The organism is Micromonospora sp. CA-249363 (assembly GCF_050950185.1).
In the GTDB taxonomy this organism is placed as follows: domain Bacteria; phylum Actinomycetota; class Actinomycetes; order Mycobacteriales; family Micromonosporaceae; genus Micromonospora.
Genome location: NZ_CP192020.1, coordinates 566,108 through 587,071 on the forward strand (window position 1 = coordinate 566,108; position 20,964 = coordinate 587,071).

Here is a 20,964-nt window from a genome sequence, read left to right on the forward strand (position 1 = left end):
GGGCCGCTTCTGGGGAGGAGACAGCCGTGAGCACGGTGGTGTTCCGCCGACCTCCGCGCCAACCGGGGCCGGCCTTGCCGCGCGGCGAGGTGGTGCTGGAATCCCCGCCCGAGCTGCCCGAGCCGACACCGCGTGGGATGGGGCAGCTGCTCATGATCCTGCCGATGGTCTGTGGCGTCGGCGCGATGGCGTTCCTCTACGCCGGTCGGGGCGGCGGCATGATGACGTACGTCGCCGGCGGCCTTTTCGGTGTGTCGATGCTCGGCATGGCCATCGGCTCGCTCAGCAACGGCGGCAACGACAAGGCCGAGCTGAACGCCGACCGCCGCGACTACATGCGTTACCTCGCGCAGATGCGCAAGCGCACCCGGCGTGCGGCGGCCCAGCAGCGGGACGCGATGGACTGGCGGCACCCCGAGCCCGACGCGCTCTGGTCGATCGCGGCGTCCCGCCGGTTGTGGGAACGCCGGATCACCGAGCCCGACTTCGGCGAGACGCGGATCGCGCTGGGCCCGCAGCGGCTCGCCGTGGAGATCGTCCCGCCGGAGACCAAGCCCGTCGAGGACCTGGAACCGATGAGCGCGATCGCGCTGCGCCGGTTCGTCCGCGCGCACACCACCGTGCCCGACCTGCCGACCGCGCTGTCGATCCGCGCGTTCAGCCGGGTGGTGCTGCGCGGTGACCGGGAGCCGGTGCTCGACCTGACGCGGGCCGCCCTGGGCCAGCTCGTGACCTTCCACGCCCCGGACGACCTGGTGATCGCCGTGGTCGCCGCGCCCGACCGGCAGCCGGCCTGGGAGTGGGTGAAGTGGCTGCCGCACGCCCACCACAGTGGTCGGACGGACGCCGCCGGAGCGCGTCGCCTGGTCTTCGCCAGCCTGGCCGAGGCCGAGAGCTCCCTCGCCGCCGAGCTGGCCGGACGACCTCGGTTCGCGGCCGAGGCGAAGCCGCTGACCACCGCGCCGCACCTCGTCGTGGTGGTCGACGGTGGCGAGATCTCCCCGACCTGCCAACTGGTGGGTCAGGGTCTGCTCGGCGTCACCCTGGTCGACCTGTCCGGGACGGTTCCGCGCGACGCCGGCCGATGGTTGCTCTGCCTGGACGCGGGCGACGGCAGTGCGCTCGATCTGATCCGGGGCAACTCGACCTCGCGTCTGGGCCGCCCCGACCGACTCTCCGCCGAGGCGGCCGAGGGGTTGGCCCGGCAGATCGCGCCGTACCGGCTGTCGCAGCAGCAGACCAGCAGCGAGGAGCCGCTGGCTCGCAGTATGGAGCTTCCGGACCTGCTCGGCGTCGGCGACGCCGCCGCGGTGGACGTGCACCAGACGTGGCGGCCGCGCGGTCACCGCGACCGGCTGCGCATCCCGCTGGGTGTCGGCCCGGACGGCAACGTGGTCGAGCTGGACTTCAAGGAGTCCGCGCACGAGGGCATGGGCCCGCACGGCCTGGTCATCGGCGCGACCGGTTCCGGCAAGAGCGAGCTGCTCCGTACGGTGGTGGCCGCGCTGGCGGTGACCCATTCGTCGGAGGAGTTGAACTTCGTCCTGGTGGACTTCAAGGGTGGCGCGACGTTCGCGTCGTTGGAGGCGTTGCCGCACACGAGCGCGGTGATCACGAACCTGGCCGACGAGTTGCCGTTGGTGGACCGGATGCGTGACGCGCTCGCCGGTGAGATGGTGCGTCGGCAGGAGTTGTTGCGGGCGGCGGGTAACTACGTCTCGCGGTTCGAGTACGAGAAGGCGCGGGCGGCGGGGGAGCCGTTGGCGCCGATGCCGAGCTTGTTGATCATTTGTGACGAGTTCAGTGAGTTGTTGGCCGCGAAGCCGGACTTCATCGATCTGTTCGTGATGATCGGTCGGTTGGGCCGGTCGTTGGGTGTGCACCTGTTGCTGGCCTCGCAGCGGCTGGAGGAGGGCAAGCTGCGGGGTCTGGACACGCACCTGTCGTACCGGATCGGGTTGCGGACCTTCTCGGCGGTGGAGAGCCGGATCGTGCTCGGCGTACCTGACGCGTACGAGCTGCCGAGCGCCCCCGGCCACGGTTACCTCAAGACGGACACCAACACCATGCTGCGGTTCCGGGCCGCGTACGTCTCGGGGCCGTACCGGGCGCCGGGCCAGCAGGCCTCCGCGTCGCAGGCCCTCGTGCAGCGTCGGATCGTGCCGTACGGCGTCACCTTCGTCCCCGCGCAGGTCCCGCAGGTGTCGGTGAACACCGCGCCGGAGCCGGAGCAGCCGGCCGACGGCAAGGCCGTGGCCATGCTGGACGTGCTGATCGACCAGCTCAAGGGGCGGGGCCGGCCGGCCCACCAGGTGTGGCTGCCGCCGCTGGCCGACCCGCCGGGCCTGGGCGAGCTGCTCGGCCCGCTGGCCGTCGACCCGACCTACGGGTTGTGCACGGCGTCCTGGCCGGGCCGGGGACGCCTGACGGTGCCGGTCGGCGTGGTGGACCGCCCGTACGAGCAGCGCCGCGATCCGATGATGGTCGAGCTGGCCGGCGCGGGCGGCAACGTGGTCATCGTCGGCGGTTCGCTCAGCGGCAAGAGCACCATGCTGCGGTCGTTGCTGGCCTCCCTGGCGCTCACCCACACGCCCCGTGAGGTGCAGTTCTTCTGCCTGGACTTCGGCGGCGGCGCGCTGCGCAGCCTGGAACGGCTGCCGCACATGGCCGGGGTGGCCGGTCGACGGGACGTCGAGGCGGTGCGCCGCACGGTGGCCGAGGTGGTCGCGGTGCTGGACGAACGGGAGACGCGCTTCGCCCAGCACGGCATCGACTCGGTGGCGAGCTACCGACGACGCAGGGCGGCCGGCGAGTTCGCCGACGACCCGTTCGGCGACGTGTTCCTGGTGGTGGACGGCTGGAACACGCTGCGCCAGGACTACGAGGAGCTGGAGCAGACCATCACGACGCTCGCCAACCGGGGTCTCGGCTTCGGGGTGCACGTCGTGCTCACGGCGGTGCGGTGGGCGGAGATCCGGATCAACATGCGGGATCTGCTCGGCACCAAGCTGGAGCTGCGTCTGGGCGACGCCGCAGAGTCCGAGATCGACCGGCGTTCGGCGATGAACGTGCCGGAGAAGTCGCCCGGTCGCGGCCTGACCCGGGACAAGCTGCACTTCCTCACGGCCATCTCGCGGATCGACGGTCGACGCGACATCGAGGACCTGAGCGAGGCGTCGGTGGCGCTGGCCGGGCACGTGGCGGCGAACTGGCCGGGACGTCCCGCGCCCAAGGTACGGCTGTTGCCGCGCCGCCTGCCGGTGTCCGAGCTGGCCCGCGTCATCGACCGGTCGGCGCCCGGCCTGCCGATCGGTGTCAACGAGTCGGCGCTCGCGCCCGTCTACCTGGACCTGGCGAACGAGCCGCACCTGACGGTCTTCGGGGACGCCGAGTGCGGCAAGACCAACCTGTTGCGGCTCGTCGCCCGGGGTATCACCGAGCGGTACACGCCCGCCCAGGCCCGGCTGGTGATCGCCGACTACCGGCGTGGGCTGCTGGGCGCGGTGGAGGGCGATCACCTGCTCGACTACGCGCCGTCCAACCAGGCGTTCGCGCAGGGGCTCGCCTCGATCCGTAGCGCGCTGTCCAACCGCCTGCCGGGCCCGGACGTGACCACCGCCCAGCTGCGGGACCGTAGCTGGTGGAAGGGCCCGGACCTGTACATCCTGGTCGACGACTACGACCTGGTGGCCTCGGGCGGCAGCAATCCGCTGAGCGCGCTGCACGAGCTGCTGCCGCAGGCGCGCGACATCGGCCTGCACCTGATCATCACCCGTCGGGTCGGCGGAGTGGCCCGGGCACTCTACGAGCCCGTGCTGCAACGTCTGCGTGAGCTGGATTCACCCGGCCTGCTGATGTCCGGCAACCGGGAGGAGGGCGCGGTGTTCGGCACTCTGCGTCCGAGCCCGCAGCCGCCGGGTCGGGGCACGCTCGTCCGGCGGCGCGACGGTCAGCAGCTCATTCAGACCGCCTGGTCCGAGCCGGCCTGATCGAGCCATTCGGGTGCCCGTGCCGACCGGTACGGGTCACCCGACCGGGCCCGATCCACCATCATCCATCGAACGGCCCCGGTCAGGGCTGCGGTGGCTGGACCGATTCCGCTACCGTCTCTGGTGGAGTGTCCGTCGGTGGGGTGTTGCTGCCTTGCCGCGGGGGAGGGGCGCGGCAGAGCCGCCGCCACACAACATGACGGAAGGGTGTGAAGCATGGCGTTCGAGGTCGAAGCTGCGACTCTGCATACCGCCGCGAGTGACGTGCGGTCCACGCGCAGCGAGGTCGACGGCGAGCTGAAGAAGCTGTGGAACGTGGTCGACGACCTGGCCATGGCGTGGAAGGGTCAGGCGTCCACGGGGTTCCAGTCGCTCATGACTCGCTGGAACGAGGACACCGTGAGTCTGCTGACCGCGATGGACAACATCGCGGACCTGCTCGACAAGTCGGGTACGACGCACCAGGTCAACGACGAGGAGCAGCAGCAGATGCTGGACAAGTTCCACTCTGCTCTCAACCCGTGATCCGTAGCCAGCAGAGGAGGAAGTCGTGACGATCAAGGTTGACTACGCGGTCCTCGAGAGCAGCAACCAGCAGATGCAGGCCATCTCGAAGACCATCGACGAGAAGCTCGACACGCTGCGGTCGATGCTGTCCAAGCTCCAGTGGGAGGGCGAGGACCGCACCGCCTACGAGCAGCACCAGGCGAAGTGGGACTCGTCGGTCCGGGACATCAACCGGATCCTGAACGAGATCGGTGGTGCCGTCGGCATCGCCCGCGAGAACTACGTCTCCACCGAGATGAGCAACTCCAAGGTGTGGGGCTGACACAATCACCGATGCGGCTCCGGTCCGGCTCGACCGGTCCGGAGCCGCATTGCGTTGGTGTCGGCGAGATACGGGAGAGCGATGCGTACGGGGAAGCCTTTCCGATCGACACGGGCCGTGGGCGCGGCCGCGCTGGCGCTCTGCGCCGCGCTGGCCCCCGCGGTGACCGTCGCGCCGGCGTCGGCCCGGGCCGCTGACACGGTCCGTGGCCTCCAGTGGTACCTGGACTACCTCAAGATCCCGGCCGCACACCAGATCACCAAGGGCGCGGGTGTCACGGTCGCCGTCGTCGACAGCGGAGTCGAGGCCAGTCATCCCGACCTGCGTGGCCAGGTGCTCGCGGGGCACGGCACCAACGCCACGGCCGCCCGGGATGGCCGGCGGGACGACGACAAGGAGAAGGGGCACGGCACCTCGATGGCCGGCATCATCGCCGGGCGTGGCGGTGGCACGACGCATGAGCTGGGTATCGCCCCGGCCGCGAAGATCCTCCCGGTCTCGACCGGCGCCGACACCGACGGCCAGGACGTGGTGCTGGGCGTCCGGTGGGCCGCGGACAACGGCGCCGACGTCATCAACCTCTCGCTCGGCGACGAGGGGACGGCTCCGCCGGAGTTGGCGGACGCCATCAACTACGCGCTGAGCAAGGACGCCGTGGTGGTCGCCTCCGCCGGCAACGTCGAGCAGGGTGACCGAGAGGTCACGGCACCGGCCAACATTCCGGGCGTCATCGCCGTCTCCGGCTTCGACAAGCGCGGCGGTTTCTTCGCGGGCTCGGTGCAGGGCCCGGAGGTCGTGATCGCGAGTCCGATGGAGAGCATCATCGCGCCGGCGCCCAAGGCGGTTTCGCCGAACGGCTACACGCTGAGCAGCGGCACCAGTTCGGCGGCGGCCATCATCTCCGGGGTGGTGGCACTGATTCGCGCGAAGTACCCGAAGCTCGACGCGCCCAACGTGATCAGCCGCCTGATCGAGACCGCCCGCGACGCCGGGCCGGCCGGCCGGGACCCGCAGTTCGGCTTCGGCCGGGTCGACCCGGTCGCCGCGCTGACCCGCTCGGTGCCGGCCGTGACGGCGAATCCACTGCTCAAGGGCGAGGCCGCCGGGCCGACCCGGGCCGGCGGCGCGACCCGGCCGGGCGACGACGACGGTCCGGCGGTCGAGTTCGGCGTCTCGAACAAGACCGGCGCGATCGTCCAGGCGGGACTCTGCCTGGGTGTGCCGATCATCGGGCTGATCGTGCTGTTCGTGGTGCTGCGACGCCGCAAGCGGCGCGTACCACCGGCCGCCGTCGGCCCGTACCCGGGCGCACCCGGCATGCCGCCACCCGGCTGGCCCGCCAACCAGCCGCCACCGGCGGGCTACGGCCCGCCGCAGCAACCCGTGCCCGGGTACGGTCCGCCGCCGGGCCAGCCGGGACCGGGGTATCCGCCGCCCGGCCATCCCACGCAGGGTTATTCGCCGGCACCGACCGCTCCGGCGACACCGCCGGGCCAGTCCGGCTGGCCGGGCGCGGCCCCGCCGCCGCCCGGCCCGCATCAGCAGCCGTGAGCGCACACCACCAGTCAGGGTTTCGGGGAGGGGACCGATGACGGACGACAGGACCACCCAGCCGGAACGGTACGTGAACGACGATCTCTACATTCCGGTCCCGGTGGGCGGGATACCGACGTCGGGTCTGGCCGTGACCGGCCTGGAAATCGACAACGTCAACCACGCCGCAACGCCGGAGGGCCTGATTGCCGCGCCCGGTGAGGCCGGCGTCAAGACCGAGTGGGACGCGACCAGCCTGGACTCGGCCATCACCTGGCTGGAAACCCATGCCGCGTACCTGAACAAGCTCTCCTACGACATGGTCGACATCCAGGACCTGATGGGTGGCGCGACCAGCGGCGTGGCGGGTGGGGCCGGCGGTCAACCCAGCCCGCTCGGGGGGTTCGACTGGGCGGCCCGGTTGGCCGCCAAGCACCAGGGGCTCTACCAGGGCACCGAGTCCGGTGTCCGGAAGCTCTCGCAGAGCCTGTACGACGCGGCGGAGGCGCTGCGCCAGGTCAAGCAGAACTACGAGACGGCGGAGGAGCAGAACAGGATGTCCGCCGCCGACATGCAGCGTGTCTTCGGCGACGTGGCCGGCAATGGCGACGGGCGCTAGGACGGGGGAGGACGGCAGATGGGCCTGAGCTGGGAAGAGATGTGCCAGAAGGTCGTCATCGACGGCCGGCCGGGCGACGTGGAGAGCGCCGCCCTCGGTTGGGAACAACTGATCAAGAATCTCAACAACGTCAAGCAGAGCCTCGACACCAACATCAAGGATCTGGGCACGACCTGGAAGGGCCCGGCGTACGAGGCGTTCAAGGGCCACGTCGAGCAGATCTCGAAGGACACCGGGCAGATCGTGGCGGACGCCGAGAAGGGCACCGGCATCGTCCAGTCGCTCAAGTCCGCCGCTGACAAGCTCACCGCCGCCCAGCGGGATTTCCCGGTTCCGGCGACCTGCGTCAACGACGTGCTGGAGGCGCGCAACGCCAAGCTGACCCTCGGCGTCGGCTTCTTCGAGGCCAAGGTCTCGCCGGACTTCCTCGGCTGGTTCGACCCGGTGACGGCGATCGCCGACTGGATCAACGACCAGTCGGAGGACGCGGCCCGGGTCTACGAGCAGGTGAGCGGCGACTACCAGGCCATCGCCCCCGGCACGCCGGGGGAGGCCAACCCGTTTGGCCGGCAGACCCCGACAACCGAGGTTCCCAACCTGGACACCGGTGGCGGCGGTGGCGGTGGCGGCGGCGGTGTGCCGAAGATCGGCGGCGGTGGCGGCGGTGGTGGCCTGGGCGCAACGCCCTCGATCGGCACCGGCGACATGCCGGGTACCGGCAACCTGCCCAGCGGGTCCGGCACCCACCCCGACCTCTCCGGCGGGTACGACAGCGGCACGGGTGACTATCCGGGCACCGGTGGTGTTCCGGGCGTCGGCGGCGTGGACGACGAGTTCAGCAGCGGCCTCGCGGGCGCGGGCGGCGGCGGTGCACCCGGGCTGGGCTCCGGCCTCGGCTCCGGCGGCCTGGGTTCTTCCCCCGGGCTCGGCGGCGGCGGTGGCGGCCTGGGCAGCGCCGGGGGAGGCGTCGGCGCTCTGGCGGGTGGCGGCGCGCTGGGTCGGGCGGTCTCCCCGGGTATGGGCCCCATGATGGGTGGCGGCGCGGCTGGTGCCGGTCGCGGTGGCGGCCGGGGCGCCGGTGGTCGGCTCGGCGCGGGCGGCAAGCTGGCCGGTGGCATGGCACCCGGTATGGGCGGCGTCGCCGGTGGTGGCGGCGCCGGCCGGGGTGGTGCCGGTCGTGGCGCGGCGGCCCCGGGAGGGCGTGGTGCGGGTGCGCGTGGCGCCGGTGGCGTGGCGGGCGCGGGCAGCGGTGCCGGCTACGGCGAGGAGGACACCGTCCGCAACACCTGGCTGGAAGAGGACGAGGACGTGTGGGGCGCGGACGGCGGCGGCACCGCCGGCATCCTGCGCTGAGCGTTGCGGGATGGCGCTGGCGCGGTCGACCGCGCCAGCGCCGGGACCGGGCTCAGCCGGTGACCGGCTCGTCCGTGCGCCGGCTGGCCCGCCAGCCGCGTCGGCGGCCGCGCGCCACGATCGGCCGGGTGATCAGCAGCAGGACGGTGAGCAGGGCGCCCACCACGGCCGCCCAGATCGCCGCGGTGCGCTGCCAGCTCAGCGGGTCGGTTTCGGGGGCGGGCGCGGCGAGCGCGCCGACCGGCGGGTTGGCGCGGGTGCCCAGCAGACTCGACACCGCCCGGTACGGATTGACCACCCCGTAGCCGACCTCGGCGTTGCGTCCCTGCGGCGGGTTGTCCGCCGTACGCTCCAGCCGGTCGGCGACCTGCTCCGGGGTGAGGTCCGGGTAGGCGGCCCGGACCAGCGCGGCCGCGCCCGAGACGTACGCGGCGGCGAAGCTGGTGCCACCCGTCGGTTCGGCACGGTAGCCGGACCCACCGGGCGCGGGACCGACGATGTTCAGGCCCGGCGCGGCGACGTCGACGTAGCTGCCGCTGACCGAGGTGCCGACGTGCCCGCCCTGCTCGTCCACGCCGGCGACGGCGATGACGCCCGGGTAGGCGGCCGGGTACGCCGGCTTGTCCTCCTGCGTCTCCTGCCGGTTGCCGGCGGCGGCGACCAGGATCACCCGCTTGGCGAGGGCACGTTCGACGGCCCGGGCCAGCTCGGGTCGGGGCAGGGTCACCAGCGACAGGTTGATCACGTCGGCGTCGTTGTCGACCGCCCAGTCGATGGCGGCGGCGATCTGCCCGGGCAGTGCCTCGTCGTTGGTGCCCTTGGCGTTCGGCAGCACCCGGATGGGCAGGATGCGGGCCGCCGGTGCGATACCGCTGAACGGAGCCCCGGTGCCGTCCTGGCCGGCGATGATGCCGGCGACCATCGTGCCGTGGCCCGCCAGGTCGCACTGGCCTCGGTAGTCGGTCAGGTTGTTGAAGTCGCGCCCGGGGAGCACCTGGTTCTTGAGGGCGGGGTGAATGGCCGAGACTCCGGAGTCGATGACCGCCACCGTCACCCCGGCGCCTCGCGAGATCGGCCAGGCCGAGACCGGATCCAGCCGCTGCAGCGCCCACGGCATCTCCGCCAGGGCGTCCTCGCCGGGCGGGCCGCAGACGGGGGCCGCCGCTGCCGCCGGCACGCCGGGGGTCACCGCCAGGGTGACCCCGAGCAGGGCCGCGAACGTTCCACTGAGGACAGCGCGCACGGTACGGCGGGGCGGTTGGGTCGCGCTCGGCGGCAGGCATTCGCGCACCCGCAGAGATTACCGCTGTGGCGCGTCGGGCAGCGGCCCGAGGACGCCGACCGACGTCCGGGCGCCGGGGGTCGTCAGGGAGTGTCGTCGACGGGGGTGGGGGTGAACAGCGCGAGGAGGTCGCCGACCTGCACCTCGGCCTCGGCGGGGTGCCGGAACCGGCCGGCGGGGTTCAGGGTGTACTCGTTGCGACGCCCCACCCGGGTACGACTCAGGTAACCCTCGGCCTCCAGGTCGGCGACGATCGCCTGGGCGGCCCGCTCGGTGACGCCCACCTCTGCCGCCACGTCGCGTAGCCGGGCGGTGGGGTCGCGAGCGATGGCGAGCAGCACGTGCCCGTGGTTGGTGAGAAATGTCCAGTTCCGGCCGGCGCCGGCCGCCGTGCTCGCCATCGTGGGGCTGCCTTTCCGGGTCAACGTATGAAATCTAAATCACGCATATCTTGACGCATCTTGCGGTGCGTGTGACCGTTGAGCGCGAGCCAGCGCCCACCGCCGGCCCGGCTGAAAAGGCCGTTGAGCAGGTCAAACGCGTGGAGACGAGGTGCGGGGATGAGCCGTTCCGGTACGCCCGGCGGGCAGCCGGGCACGCAGCGGGCCGCCGATCGAGCGTCGATCACGACGGAGCCGGCCCGAGCGTACGCCGAGCTTCTCTCCGGCAACCGTCGCTTCGTCGCCGGAGAGCCGCGCCACCCCAACCAGGATGCTGGGCACCGGGCCGCCGTGGCGGACGGGCAGCACCCCTTCGCAGTGATCGTCGGCTGCTCCGACTCCCGCCTGGCCGCCGAGATCATCTTCGACCGCGGGCTGGGCGACCTCTTCGTCGTCCGCACGGCGGGGCACACCATCGGGCCCGAGGTGCTGGGCAGCGTCGAGTACGCGGTGGCCGTCCTCGGCACTCCGCTGGTGGTGGTGCTCGGCCACGACTCCTGCGGCGCGGTGCAGGCGGCCCGCGAATCGGCCGCCACCGGCGTCGCGCCCCCGGGACATCTTCCGGCGGTGGTCGACGCGGTGCTGCCCAGCCTCCGACGAGCCACCGCCGAGGGCGTGGACGACATCGACGGCATCGTCGACATCCACATCGCACAGACCGTCGAGACGCTGCTCGGGCAGTCGCCCGTGCTGGCCGACGAGGTGGCGCGGGGGCGGTGCGCGGTGGTGGGCATGTCGTACCGGCTCGCCGCCGGGGTGGTGCGACCCGTGACCCCCGTACCCGCCGGCGCCGCCACGGGCGACGAGCCCTCGGGCGACCCGGCCGCGACCGCCGCCGTCTGACCCGCCGAGGGCCGCCCCGCCGGACGGCGGGACGGCCCTCGCACTGCTGGGCGTCGGATCAGAGCAGCGACATGTGCACGTGGTCGGTGTGGTTCGACGGCCCGCTGTACGACTTCCAGCCGGTCGCCGGGAACCAGATCTGCCTGTTCCAGATCACGTAGTAGATGCCGAGCCGGTCGGCGTTACGGATGAGGAACGCGGCCACGTTGTTGCCGTACATCCGGGTGTCGTTGTTGTGCCACGGGCTGAAGCCGCTCTTCTGCAACGACCAGTCACAGGCGCGGCCCTTCGGGTGCTCGTACGGTCCACCGTTGCGGTGGCAGCCCACGAACCGGTTGAACCCGGCCCGCTTGACCTCCTTGTACGCGTGCAGCGTGCGCGGCGTGACGCAGCCGGAGGTGGTCGGGTCCTTCTCGCTGCACGACTGGGGCTTCCAGTCACCGTCGGCGGTGCGACCCGGGCCGATCCGGGCGACCGGCGAGGTGGCGTCGACCAGACCGCCGGTGAAGCCCTTACCGCCGACCAGCGCGAGCGCCTTGTCCGCGTCCCGCTTGTCCTTCGCCATCAGCGCGGTCTGCTTCTGCTGCTCGCGTACCTCCGCGTCGAGCGCCAGCTTCGCCTGCTCGGCGCGGGCCTTCACCGCGTTGACCTCGGCGAGCTTCTTCTCGTTGACCATGTTCATCTCGTCGAGCGCCGCGGCCCGCTGGACGAACGAGTCGGGGGCGTCGCTCTCCAGCAGCATCGCTATCGCGCCGACCCGTCCGGTCCGGTACGACTGAGCGGCGATCTGCGCGACCTGCGGGGCCAGCGCGGCCAGGTCCGCCTTGGCCCGGTCGACCTCCACCGCCAGTTCGAGCTGCCGCTTCTTCGACTTGTCCAGTTTGGACTTGGCCGCCACGTAGTCCCGGTTGGTCTGCTCGATGACGTCGGTGAGCAGCTTGGGCTCGTCGCCGTCCTCCTCGTGCCCGGAGGGTGTGGGGGGCGTCGGGGCGGCGTGGGCCGGGAGGGGCCCGGCGAGCACGGTCAGCGCAGCAAGCACGGCCACCACGGGTGTCAACCAGCGGCGTAGGGGTGCCGTCACAATCTTCCCTTCCGTCGACCGCCGACCGGGTTAGCTGACGGGTTCGGGGCGGAAGTGGCCCCTACCGCTGTCGCGGATTCACCCCACGTACCTGGGTCCCCGGCTCGCCGGTTGGCGATTGGGCGGTGGCACCGCAGGCGCCGCTGCGCGCCTTCGTCGGTGACCGGCAGCGAGGTTACCCGAGAGTCCACCGCCTGAGCTACGTCCTGATGCCGACTAAAAGCGTCATTTCGCCATGGCGTTGAGTGACCAGTGACGCGGTTCTCAGGGCGGGTGCCCGATCCGGTCACGCTGAGGAGTGTCACCATGCCGTATCCGTGCTCCTGTTCGGCTCTGGCCACCCGGTGGTGGCGGTGGATGGGGGTGCGTCCCGCTGCGGGTCGGGCCCGTCGGCCCGACCCGTTGGCGGGGAACTGAGAGCGGCCAACGCCTCCGTGCGGTCCGCGCGGGGGCGCGGTGGCGAGGCGTCCGCGTCGGGCATGGCCGTCGATCCCGCCGCGGTCACCACTGCGGCCAACCCGGTGGTCAGGGGTACGGCGGCGATCAGGCCGAGCGTGGCGACCGCGCTGCGGACGATCTCCTGTGCGAGGAACTCGCTGGTCAGGATCTGCCCGATGGGGCGCGAGTCGGCGGTGAGCAGGAGCAGCAGCGGCAGTGACGCGCCCGCGTACGCCAGCACGATGGTGTTGACCGTGGAGGCGATGTGCGCCCGGCCGACCCGGGTGGCCGCCCGGTAGAGCTGCCGTCGACTCAGCCCGGGATTGGCGTTGGCCAGCTCGGTGACGGTGGCGGCCTGGGTGACGGTCACGTCGTCGAGTACCCCGAGTGAGCCGATGATGATCCCGGCGAGCAGCAGGCCACGCAGGTCCACATTGGTCTGGAACATCGAGAGAGTGGTGGCGTCCTCGCTGCCGAAGCCGGTGAGCTGGGTGGTGGCCGTGGCGATGGTCGCCAGCACGCCGGTGAGCACCAGGCTGCCCAGGGTGCCGAGGACCGCGACGGAGGTCTGCGCGGTAACTCCGTGTGTCAGGTAGAGCACCACGAACATGATCAGGGCCGCGCCGACCACCGCCACCAGCAGTGGGGACCGGCCCGCGCCGATGGCCGGTAGCACGAAGGTGAGCAGGATGGCGAAACTGGCGGCCAGGCCCGCGAGCGCGGCCAGGCCCCGCCACCGGCCGAACGCGATGATGGCGGCGGCGAAGACGACCACGAGCCACACCAGCGGCGTCCCGCGTTGGTGCTCCGCGATGTTCCAGGTGCTGGTGGCGGGATCGGTCGGGTCGGCCAGCTCGACCAGGACGACGTCGTCGCCCACCTCGACCCGCGGCGCACCCGGCCCGGCGGGGACGGGCGTGCTCACCCGCTGGTCGGCGCGCGGCCCGTCGTCGAGGAGTACGTCCACGGTGCCGCACGGCCCGCTGGTCGGCGAGCCCTCCGGGCTTGCCGAGGGCGGGCACGGTTCGGTCACCACCCGGGTCACCGTGCCGTGGTAGCGGGGCACGTCCGCGCCACCGCCGCTCTGCGGTGCGCCGTCCCGTGGCCACAGCACCACGGCGGCGACGACGGTGGCCACGAAGAGCGGCACCACCGTCGCGACGAGGATCCGTCGGACCCGAGGCGGTGCGGGTCGAGCGGAATGGCTGTGGTCGGAACCCAATGCGAGACTCCCAACGATCCGGTGCGGGGTACGTGCCGGCGGGCTGTGCGGTTCAGCTCCGCCGGACGAACGCGGTTATGAGCGCGTCGGCTCGCCGACTGGCGAGGCGGCAATCACGGAGAGTGATGAAGCGGCCCGGCCGGCGCGGTACGGGGCCGCGCCGTGGCGGCATCGTCGCCCGGCTCGGCGGCGGGATCCGGTGGGTCATCGCTGGACGATGCTAACCAGTGCGACGGGGGGCCGCAGGTCGTGCGGATGTGTCGGGGGAGTCGAACCGCTGACACTGCCCCGGTCGGAGCGCGATGGTGGAGTCATGCCCGAGCACCCCACCGATCACCGACCTCGCGACGAGCACGCCATGCACGACGAGCACGCGGGCCACGACAAGCACGGCGGCCACGACAAGCACGCGGGGCACGACCCGGCCATGTTCCGTCGCCGGTTCTGGGTCTGCCTGGTTCTCACCGTGCCGGTGGTGCTGACCAGTGACCTGGTGATGGACCGGCTCGGGCTCCGGCTGGACGTGCCGGGTCGCTCCTGGGCGGGGCCGGTACTCGGTTCGGTGGTGTTCCTCTGGGGTGGCTGGCCGTTCCTGGTCGGCGCGGTACGGGAGATCCGGGACCGCGCGCCGGGCATGATGCTGCTGGTCGCGATGGCGATCACCGTGGCGTACACCGCGTCGCTGGCGACCAGCCTGGGCGCCTTCGACCTGGACTTCTGGTGGGAGCTGGCCGCGCTGGTCACCATCATGCTGCTCGGCCACTGGCAGGAGATGAAGGCCATCGGGCAGGCCCGGGGTGCGCTGGCGGCGCTGGCCGCGCTGCTGCCCGACGAGGCCGAGCGTGTGGCGGCGGACGGCGAGGTCGAGCGCGTACCGGTCGACGAGCTGCGGGTCGACGACGTGGTGCTGGTCCGACCCGGGGGTCGGGTGCCGGCCGACGGCCGGGTTGTCGACGGCGACGCGGAGTTGGACGAATCGATGATCACGGGCGAGTCGCGTCCGGTCGCCCGGTCCACGGGCGATCGGGTGGTGGCCGGCACGGTCGCGACCGATTCGGCCATCCGGGTCCGGGTCGAGGCGCTGGGCGACGAGACCGCGCTCGCGGGTATCCAGCGCATGGTCGCGCAGGCGCAGCGCTCGGGTGGGCAGGCCCAACTGCTCGCCGACCGGTTCGCCGCCGCGCTGTTCTACGTGGCCACCGGTACCGCCGTGCTCACCCTGCTGGTCTGGATCGCGCTCGGTGAGCCCGACCAGGCGGTGGTGCGTACCGTCACCGTTCTGGTGATCGCCTGCCCGCACGCGCTCGGCCTGGCCATCCCGCTCGTCGTCGCGCTCTCCACGGCGCTGGCGGCCCGAAGCGGGATCCTGGTCAAGGACCGGCTGGCGTTGGAGCGCATGCGCACCGTCGACGCGGTGCTGTTCGACAAGACCGGGACGCTGACCCGTGGCGAGCACGCGGTCACCGATCTGGTGACGGCCCCCGGCGTGGGGCGCGACGAGGCGTTGCGGATCGCCGCCGGCGTCGAGTCCGACAGCGAACATCCGCTGGCCCGCGCGATCGTGGCGGCGGCCGGCCCGGATGGGCCGGCCCGTGCCGCCGGCTTCCGCTCGCAGCCGGGCCGCGGGGTGCGGGCCACCGTCGACGGTACGGAGTACGCGGTCGGCGGGCCGGCCCTGCTGCGCGAGCGGGGTGGACCACTGCCGGACGAGCTGCGGAAGGCGACCGGGCGCTGGTCGTCGCGCGGCGCCGTGGTGCTGTATCTCCTGCGGTTGCCGGACACGGTGCTCGCGGCGTTCGCGCTGACCGACGAGGTGCGGCCGGAGGCCCGCCAGGCGATAGCGCAGCTGCGGGCCGACGGGGTCCGCACCATCGCCATGATCACCGGGGACGCGCGGCCGGTGGCCGAGTCGGTCGCCGCCGAACTCGGCTTCCGGGAAGGTGCGGACGAGGTCTTCGCCGAGGTGCTGCCGGCCGACAAGGACAGCCGGGTGGCGGAACTCCAGCGGCGCGGCCTGACCGTGGCGATGGTCGGCGACGGGGTGAACGACGCGCCGGCGCTGGCCCGCGCCGATGTGGGCATCGCGATCGGGGCGGGCACCGATGTGGCGATCGAGTCCGCCGGAGTGGTGCTGGCGTCGTCCGATCCGCGCGGCGTCGACGCCGTGGTCCGGCTGTCCCGGGCGTCGTACCGCAAGATGCGGCAGAACCTGGCCTGGGCCGCGAGCTACAACGTGGTGGCGCTGCCCCTGGCCGCCGGGGTGCTCGCCGGGGCCGGGGTGGCGCTGAGCCCGGCGGTGGCGGCGGTGCTGATGTCCGCGTCCACCATCGTGGTGGCGCTCAACGCGCAGTTGCTGCGCCGGGTTCGGCTCGACCCGGACCGGGAGCCGTGACTCAGCCGCGCTTCATGAGCCGGCCGACGGCCGCCATCATCTCGCTGGCCATCTCGTCGGCCCGGCCCTCGGCCGCTCCCTCGTGCATGCAGTGCCGGGCGTGCCCGTCGAGCAGGCCCAGGGCCACCTTGTCGAGCGCGGCCTGGATCGCGGAGATCTGGGTGAGCACGTCGATGCAGTAGCGGTCGTCGTCGACCATCTTCTCGATGCCCCGGACCTGCCCCTCCACACGGCGGAGCCGCGCGAGCAGTTGGTCCTTGCTGGCGGTGTACCCGCGGATCGGGGTGGGTGCGGTCATGACGACGAGGATAGCGTACCCCTGGGGGGTATGGTAATGTCCGTTCCTGCCGGGATACCCCCACCGGGTACCGGTACTACGAGAGGAGACATCCGATGGTCGAGACGACGTACCAGGTCCAGGGCATGACCTGCGGGCACTGCGTCAGCGCGGTCAGCGCCGAGGTGGGCGCGATCGAGGGCGTGCGCGACGTGCGGGTCGACCTCGCCACCGGCCAGGTCACCGTCAGCAGCGAGCAGCCGGTGGACACCGGCGCCGTGCGGGCCGCGGTCGACGAGGCCGGCTACGACCTCGTCGAGGCGTGAGGCGGAGATCCGAGATGACCACGGTGACCAGGCTGGGGGCGTTCACCCTCGGTCTCGCGGCGCTCTTCGGCGCGGCGTACGGGGTCGGCCGGGTGGTCGACCCGGTCGACCCGGTCGCGCAGACCCGGCCCGACGTGGCTCGCACCTCGGCCCCCACCACGAGTGGCGAGGCCGCCGACCTCGTTCCGGGCGGACTGCTCGTCTCCGACCGGGGCTACACGCTCCAGCCGGTCACCGCGCCCGCCGGCGAGTTCGCCTTTCGGATCGACGGGCCGGACGGTCGGCCGGTGACCAGGTACGACGTCGCGCACGACAAGCGGATGCACCTGATCGTCGCCCGGCGGGACCTGTCCGGCTTCCGGCACGTCCACCCCGAACTCGCCCCGGACGGCACCTGGCGGGTCGCCAACCCGCTGGCCGGTGCCGGGCAGTGGCGGGCGTTCGCCGACTTCACCCCGACCGGGGGCGAGCCGTTGACCCTCGGCGTGGACGTCACCGTTCCCGGCGAGCTGACCGAGCGGACGCTGCCCGCCCCGGCGACCAGCACCACGGTCGACGGTTACACCGTCACCCTGACCGGCACGCCGCAGCCGGGCCGCACCTCGGCGCTCACCCTGACGGTGAGCCGCGCCGGACAGCCGGTCACCGACCTGGAGCCCTACCTGGGTGCGTACGGGCACCTGGTGGCGCTGCGTCGGGGTGATCTGGCGTACCTGCACGTACACCCGGACGGGACGCCCGGCGACGGGCGCACACCGCCCGGCCCCGCCGTCACCTTCCACGCCGAGGTGCCCTCGACCGGCGTCTACCGGCTCTACCTCGACTTCCAGCACGGCGGGCGCGTGCACACCGCCGAGTTCACCGTCGTGGCCGGCGCTGCTCCGGCCGCGACGGGTGCGCCGACACCGACCGGCGGGGCCGACCACGGCACCCCCGGGCATGGGCACAACTGACGGGATCGGACGATGACCACCACCAGCAGACCGCTGCCCGAGGCGCCGAACCGGATCGAACTGGCGATCGGGGGGATGACCTGCGCCGCGTGCGCCGCGCGGGTCGAGAAGAAGCTCAACCGGATGGACGGGGTGAGCGCCACCGTCAACTACGCCACCGAGAAGGCGACCGTCCGGTACGCCGACGACGTCACCCCGGACGATCTGATCGAGACCGTCCAGAAGACCGGCTACACGGCGGCCCTGCCCGCCCCGCCGACCGCCGAGGCGCCGGTGGAGGACCCGCTGCGCGGGCCGCGTACCCGGCTGTGGGTCTCGGCGGTCCTGAGCGTGCCGGTGGTCCTGCTGGCCATGGTGCCGCCCTGGCAGTTCGACTACTGGCAGTGGCTGTCGCTGACCCTGGCCGCCCCGGTGGTCGTCTGGGGTGGGCTGCCGTTCCACCGCGCGGCCTGGACCAATCTGCGGCACGGGGCGGCCACCATGGACACCCTGGTCTCGCTCGGCACCCTCGCCGCCTTCGGGTGGTCGCTCTGGGCTTTGTTCCTCGGTGACGCCGGCATGCCCGGGATGACGCACCCGTTCCGCCTCGCGATCACCCGCAGTGACGGCGCCGGCAACATTTACCTGGAGGCCGCCGCCGGGGTCACGGTGTTCATCCTGGCCGGTCGCTACTTCGAGGCCCGGTCCAAGCGGACCGCCGGCGCGGCCCTGCGAGCCCTTCTCGAACTCGGCGCGAAGGAGGTGGCGGTACTGCGGAACGGCGTGGAGACCCTGGTGCCGGTGGACCGGCTCGCGGTGGGCGACCGGTTCGTGGTCCGTCCCGGCGAGAAGATCGCCACCGACGGCGTCGTCGACGAGGGCACCTCCGCCGTGGACGCGAGCATGTTGACCGGTGAGTCGGTGCCGGTCGAGGTCGGTCCGGGCGACCCCGTGGTCGGCGCGACGATCAACGCGGGCGGCCGGCTGGTCGTCACCGCGACCCGGGTCGGCGCGGACACCCAACTGGCCCGGATGGCCGACCTGGTCGAGCAGGCGCAGAGCGGCAAGGCGGCCGTGCAGCGGCTGGCCGACCGGATCTCCGGGGTGTTCGTACCGATCGTCATCGCCCTGGCCGTGGGCACCCTCGGCTGGTGGCTCGGCACCGGCGCGGGCCCGACCGCCGCGTTCACCGCCGCCGTGGCCGTGCTGATCATCGCGTGCCCGTGCGCCCTGGGGCTGGCCACGCCGACCGCGCTGCTGGTCGGCACCGGTCGCGGCGCCCAGCTCGGCGTGTTGATCAAGGGGCCGGAGGTGCTGGAGTCGACCCGCCGGGTCGACACCGTCGTGCTGGACAAGACGGGCACCGTGACGACCGGCCGGATGACCCTGGTGGGCGTGGTGCCGGCCAGTGGCGAGGACCGCGCGGAGCTGCTCCGGCTCGCCGGCGCGGTGGAGGCCGCCTCCGAGCACCCGATCGCCCGGGCCGTCGCCGTGGGCGCCGCCGAGGCGGGTGACCTGCCCCCGGTGACCGGCTTCGCCAACCTCGAAGGGCTGGGCGTGACCGGCGCGGTCGAGGAGCGGGTCGTTCTGCTCGGCCGGGTCCGGCTGCTGCGCGAACGCGGTGTCGACGTGCCGCCGGAGGTCGAGTGGGCCGTGCGGGACGCGGAGGCCGCCGGTCGTACGGCGATAGTCGTGGGCTGGGACGGGCGGGCCCGGGGCGTGCTCGCGGTCGCCGACGTGGTCCGGCCGACGAGCCGGGCGGCCGTGGCGCGGCTGCGCGCCCTGGGGCTCACGCCGGTCCTGTTGACCGGCGACAACATCACCGTGGCCCGGGCGGTCGCCGCCGAGGTGGGTGTGGACGAGGTGATCGCCGAGGTGTTGCCGGCCGGGAAGGTCGACGTGGTCAAGCGGCTCCAGGCGCAGGGGCGCTCGGTGGCGATGGTCGGTGACGGCGTCAACGACGCGCCGGCGCTGGCCCAGGCCGACCTGGGGCTCGCCATGGGCACCGGCACCGACGTGGCGATCGAGGCGTCCGACCTGACCCTCGTCCGGGGCGACCTGGACGCCGCGGTGGATGCCATCCGGCTGTCCCGGCGCACGCTCGGGATCATCCGGGGCAACCTGTTCTGGGCGTTCGGCTACAACGTGGCGGCCCTGCCGCTGGCCGCGGCCGGGCTGCTCAACCCGATGATCGCCGGCGCCACCATGGCGTTCTCGTCGGTCTTCGTCGTGGCCAACAGCCTGCGGCTGCGCCGCTTCCGGTCGGCCGTCGCAGACAAGTGACGGCCGACATGGTTGGAGCAGCGAAGACGGGGGTACCTCTGACCTCGTAGCGACGCTTGCGATGGAGGTTGGCAATGGGATTCGACGACAAGGTCAATAACGCCACCGAGGACGCGGCCGGCAAGCTGAAGGAAGGCGCCGGTCGGGCCACCGACAACGAGCAGCTCGAGGCCGAGGGTCGTGCCGACCAGTCGACGGCCAAGCTCAAGCAGGCCGGCGAGAAGATCAAGGACGCCTTCAAGAGCTGACGTACGACGTAACCCGCACGCCGGGCCGGTGACCATCACCGGCCCGGCGTGCTGTCGTGTCCGGACTTCTCCGGCGACCCTGAGATCCCCCTGATTCCGCCTTCACGTTGCGCCGCAGTCTCGCGACACCTGCTAACTTCTGTTGGCATGTGCAAGGGCTGGTTATGAGCGCGGCGTCGCCGCCGACCGGCGACGACCTGGTCCGGGTGCTGGCCACCCTGGCCAACCCGCACCGGCTGCGGGTCGTCGCCGCGTTGGCCCGCGAGCGCGCGTACGTCAGCGGGCTGGCCCGGCAACTGGGCATCAGCCGCGCGCTGTTGCAGGTCCACCTACGGAAGCTGGCGGCGGCCGGGCTGGTCACCGCCCGCATGGAGTTGTCGGAGGACGGGAAGGCCATGAACTACTACGAGGTGGAGCCCTTCGTGCTCACACTCACCCCCCAGGTCATCGCGGCGGCGATCGAGACGCTGACCGTGCCCGAGTCGGGCGAGCAGCCGGAGGCGCGGTCATGAGCGAGCACGACTGGACCGAGGTCGTCGGAGCGTTTGGCGTGTTCGCGCTGCTGATCAGCGTGTTCACCGTGACCGTCGTACAACTCGCCAAGACCCGGCGGGCCCGGTACGAGGCGAACCGCGCGGACGACTACCGCAAGCTCGCCGAAACCGCCGCGCAGGCACAGGCGGAGAACGCCCGACTGCTCGCCGCGATGGACGGTCGGCTGAGCGGGATGGAGACCCGGATGACCACGCTCGAACGCGTCCTGCGTGAGGTCGACTGACCCGCGTGAAGGCCCCGGGCCGTCGAGCGGCCACTCGACGGCCCGGGTGGAAGCAGCATCACCTCGCCAGCAGGCGAGTTTCACCGGTAACGCTCCTTC

General features: G+C 72.4%; 19 protein-coding genes and 1 riboswitch. Of the genes, 14 read left to right on the forward strand and 5 right to left on the reverse strand.

Annotated features, from left to right (window positions below; genetic code table 11):
* Positions 1 to 26: 26 nt before the first annotated feature.
* The 6 genes from eccCa (at position 27) to ACQPZK_RS02735 (ending at position 8,323) form a co-directional block, all read left to right on the forward strand.
* A complete protein-coding gene (gene eccCa, locus ACQPZK_RS02710) occupies positions 27 to 3,989 on the forward strand; it encodes a type VII secretion protein EccCa (RefSeq protein ID WP_433536772.1) in 3,963 nt (1,320 codons plus the stop codon).
* 216 nt (positions 3,990 to 4,205) lie between these two features.
* The gene (locus tag ACQPZK_RS02715; protein WP_355049151.1) at positions 4,206 to 4,514 is read left to right on the forward strand and encodes a WXG100 family type VII secretion target; all 309 of its coding nucleotides are present in this window, start codon (positions 4,206 to 4,208) and stop codon (positions 4,512 to 4,514) included.
* A 25-nt stretch (positions 4,515 to 4,539) separates the two neighbouring features.
* A complete protein-coding gene (locus tag ACQPZK_RS02720) occupies positions 4,540 to 4,818 on the forward strand; it encodes a WXG100 family type VII secretion target (RefSeq protein ID WP_354855539.1) in 279 nt (92 codons plus the stop codon).
* 117 nt (positions 4,819 to 4,935) lie between these two features.
* Positions 4,936 to 6,369: a S8 family serine peptidase gene (locus tag ACQPZK_RS02725; RefSeq protein ID WP_433536773.1), complete on the forward strand. Its 1,434-nt coding sequence runs from the start codon at positions 4,936 to 4,938 to the stop codon at positions 6,367 to 6,369.
* A gap of 37 nt (positions 6,370 to 6,406) precedes the next feature.
* Complete coding sequence (locus ACQPZK_RS02730; protein ID WP_433536774.1) at positions 6,407 to 6,970, forward strand: hypothetical protein; 564 nt, start codon at positions 6,407 to 6,409, stop codon at positions 6,968 to 6,970.
* A gap of 18 nt (positions 6,971 to 6,988) precedes the next feature.
* Entirely contained in the window at positions 6,989 to 8,323 is a 1,335-nt protein-coding gene (locus ACQPZK_RS02735; protein WP_433536775.1) for a WXG100 family type VII secretion target, read from the forward strand.
* A 52-nt stretch (positions 8,324 to 8,375) separates the two neighbouring features.
* Here ACQPZK_RS02735 and mycP read toward each other — a convergent pair whose 3' ends face one another.
* Entirely contained in the window at positions 8,376 to 9,614 is a 1,239-nt protein-coding gene (mycP, locus tag ACQPZK_RS02740) for a type VII secretion-associated serine protease mycosin (RefSeq protein WP_433536776.1), read from the reverse strand.
* A gap of 74 nt (positions 9,615 to 9,688) precedes the next feature.
* The gene (locus ACQPZK_RS02745) at positions 9,689 to 10,006 is read right to left on the reverse strand and encodes a helix-turn-helix transcriptional regulator (RefSeq protein ID WP_433536777.1); all 318 of its coding nucleotides are present in this window, start codon (positions 10,004 to 10,006) and stop codon (positions 9,689 to 9,691) included.
* Positions 10,007 to 10,165: 159 nt separating this feature from the next.
* Here ACQPZK_RS02745 and ACQPZK_RS02750 point away from each other — a divergent pair, with 159 nt between their 5' ends.
* Entirely contained in the window at positions 10,166 to 10,888 is a 723-nt protein-coding gene (locus tag ACQPZK_RS02750) for a carbonic anhydrase (RefSeq protein WP_433536778.1), read from the forward strand.
* Positions 10,889 to 10,946: 58 nt separating this feature from the next.
* Here the strand turns inward: ACQPZK_RS02750 and ACQPZK_RS02755 are convergent, their stop codons facing one another.
* On the reverse strand, positions 10,947 to 11,969 hold the full coding sequence (locus ACQPZK_RS02755; protein ID WP_433536779.1) for a coiled-coil domain-containing protein: 1,023 nt from the start codon (positions 11,967 to 11,969) through the stop codon (positions 10,947 to 10,949).
* A gap of 4 nt (positions 11,970 to 11,973) precedes the next feature.
* Positions 11,974 to 12,104: riboswitch (cyclic di-AMP (ydaO/yuaA leader) on the reverse strand.
* Positions 12,105 to 12,270: 166 nt separating this feature from the next.
* Positions 12,271 to 13,629, reverse strand: coding sequence for a YibE/F family protein (locus ACQPZK_RS02760; RefSeq protein ID WP_433536780.1), 1,359 nt, complete (start codon positions 13,627 to 13,629; stop codon positions 12,271 to 12,273).
* Between the two features lie 313 nt (positions 13,630 to 13,942).
* Between ACQPZK_RS02760 and ACQPZK_RS02765 the strand changes: the two genes are divergently transcribed.
* Positions 13,943 to 16,021, forward strand: coding sequence for a copper-translocating P-type ATPase (locus tag ACQPZK_RS02765; RefSeq protein ID WP_433536781.1), 2,079 nt, complete (start codon positions 13,943 to 13,945; stop codon positions 16,019 to 16,021).
* 1 nt (position 16,022) lies between these two features.
* Here ACQPZK_RS02765 and ACQPZK_RS02770 read toward each other — a convergent pair whose 3' ends face one another.
* Positions 16,023 to 16,319 (reverse strand): metal-sensitive transcriptional regulator, encoded by a 297-nt coding sequence (locus ACQPZK_RS02770; RefSeq protein WP_433536782.1) that lies wholly within the window; start codon positions 16,317 to 16,319, stop codon positions 16,023 to 16,025.
* Between the two features lie 95 nt (positions 16,320 to 16,414).
* On the opposite strand from ACQPZK_RS02770, the gene ACQPZK_RS02775 reads away from it, so the two are divergent.
* The 6 genes from ACQPZK_RS02775 to ACQPZK_RS02800 all read left to right on the forward strand — a co-directional run bounded on the left by ACQPZK_RS02775 (position 16,415) and on the right by ACQPZK_RS02800 (position 20,865).
* Positions 16,415 to 16,624: a heavy-metal-associated domain-containing protein gene (locus ACQPZK_RS02775; RefSeq protein ID WP_422738011.1), complete on the forward strand. Its 210-nt coding sequence runs from the start codon at positions 16,415 to 16,417 to the stop codon at positions 16,622 to 16,624.
* Between the two features lie 14 nt (positions 16,625 to 16,638).
* Positions 16,639 to 17,577: a hypothetical protein gene (locus ACQPZK_RS02780; RefSeq protein WP_433536783.1), complete on the forward strand. Its 939-nt coding sequence runs from the start codon at positions 16,639 to 16,641 to the stop codon at positions 17,575 to 17,577.
* A 12-nt stretch (positions 17,578 to 17,589) separates the two neighbouring features.
* Positions 17,590 to 19,839: a heavy metal translocating P-type ATPase gene (locus ACQPZK_RS02785; RefSeq protein WP_433536784.1), complete on the forward strand. Its 2,250-nt coding sequence runs from the start codon at positions 17,590 to 17,592 to the stop codon at positions 19,837 to 19,839.
* Positions 19,840 to 19,913: 74 nt separating this feature from the next.
* Positions 19,914 to 20,087, forward strand: coding sequence for a CsbD family protein (locus ACQPZK_RS02790; protein WP_278150219.1), 174 nt, complete (start codon positions 19,914 to 19,916; stop codon positions 20,085 to 20,087).
* Between the two features lie 164 nt (positions 20,088 to 20,251).
* Complete coding sequence (locus tag ACQPZK_RS02795; RefSeq protein ID WP_433536785.1) at positions 20,252 to 20,599, forward strand: ArsR/SmtB family transcription factor; 348 nt, start codon at positions 20,252 to 20,254, stop codon at positions 20,597 to 20,599.
* Positions 20,596 to 20,865 carry a hypothetical protein gene (locus ACQPZK_RS02800; protein ID WP_355049137.1) on the forward strand — a complete coding sequence of 90 codons (270 nt, stop codon included), beginning with the start codon at positions 20,596 to 20,598 and terminating at the stop codon, positions 20,863 to 20,865. The genes ACQPZK_RS02795 and ACQPZK_RS02800 overlap by 4 nt, the downstream gene beginning before the upstream one ends.
* Positions 20,866 to 20,964 lie beyond the last annotated feature (99 nt).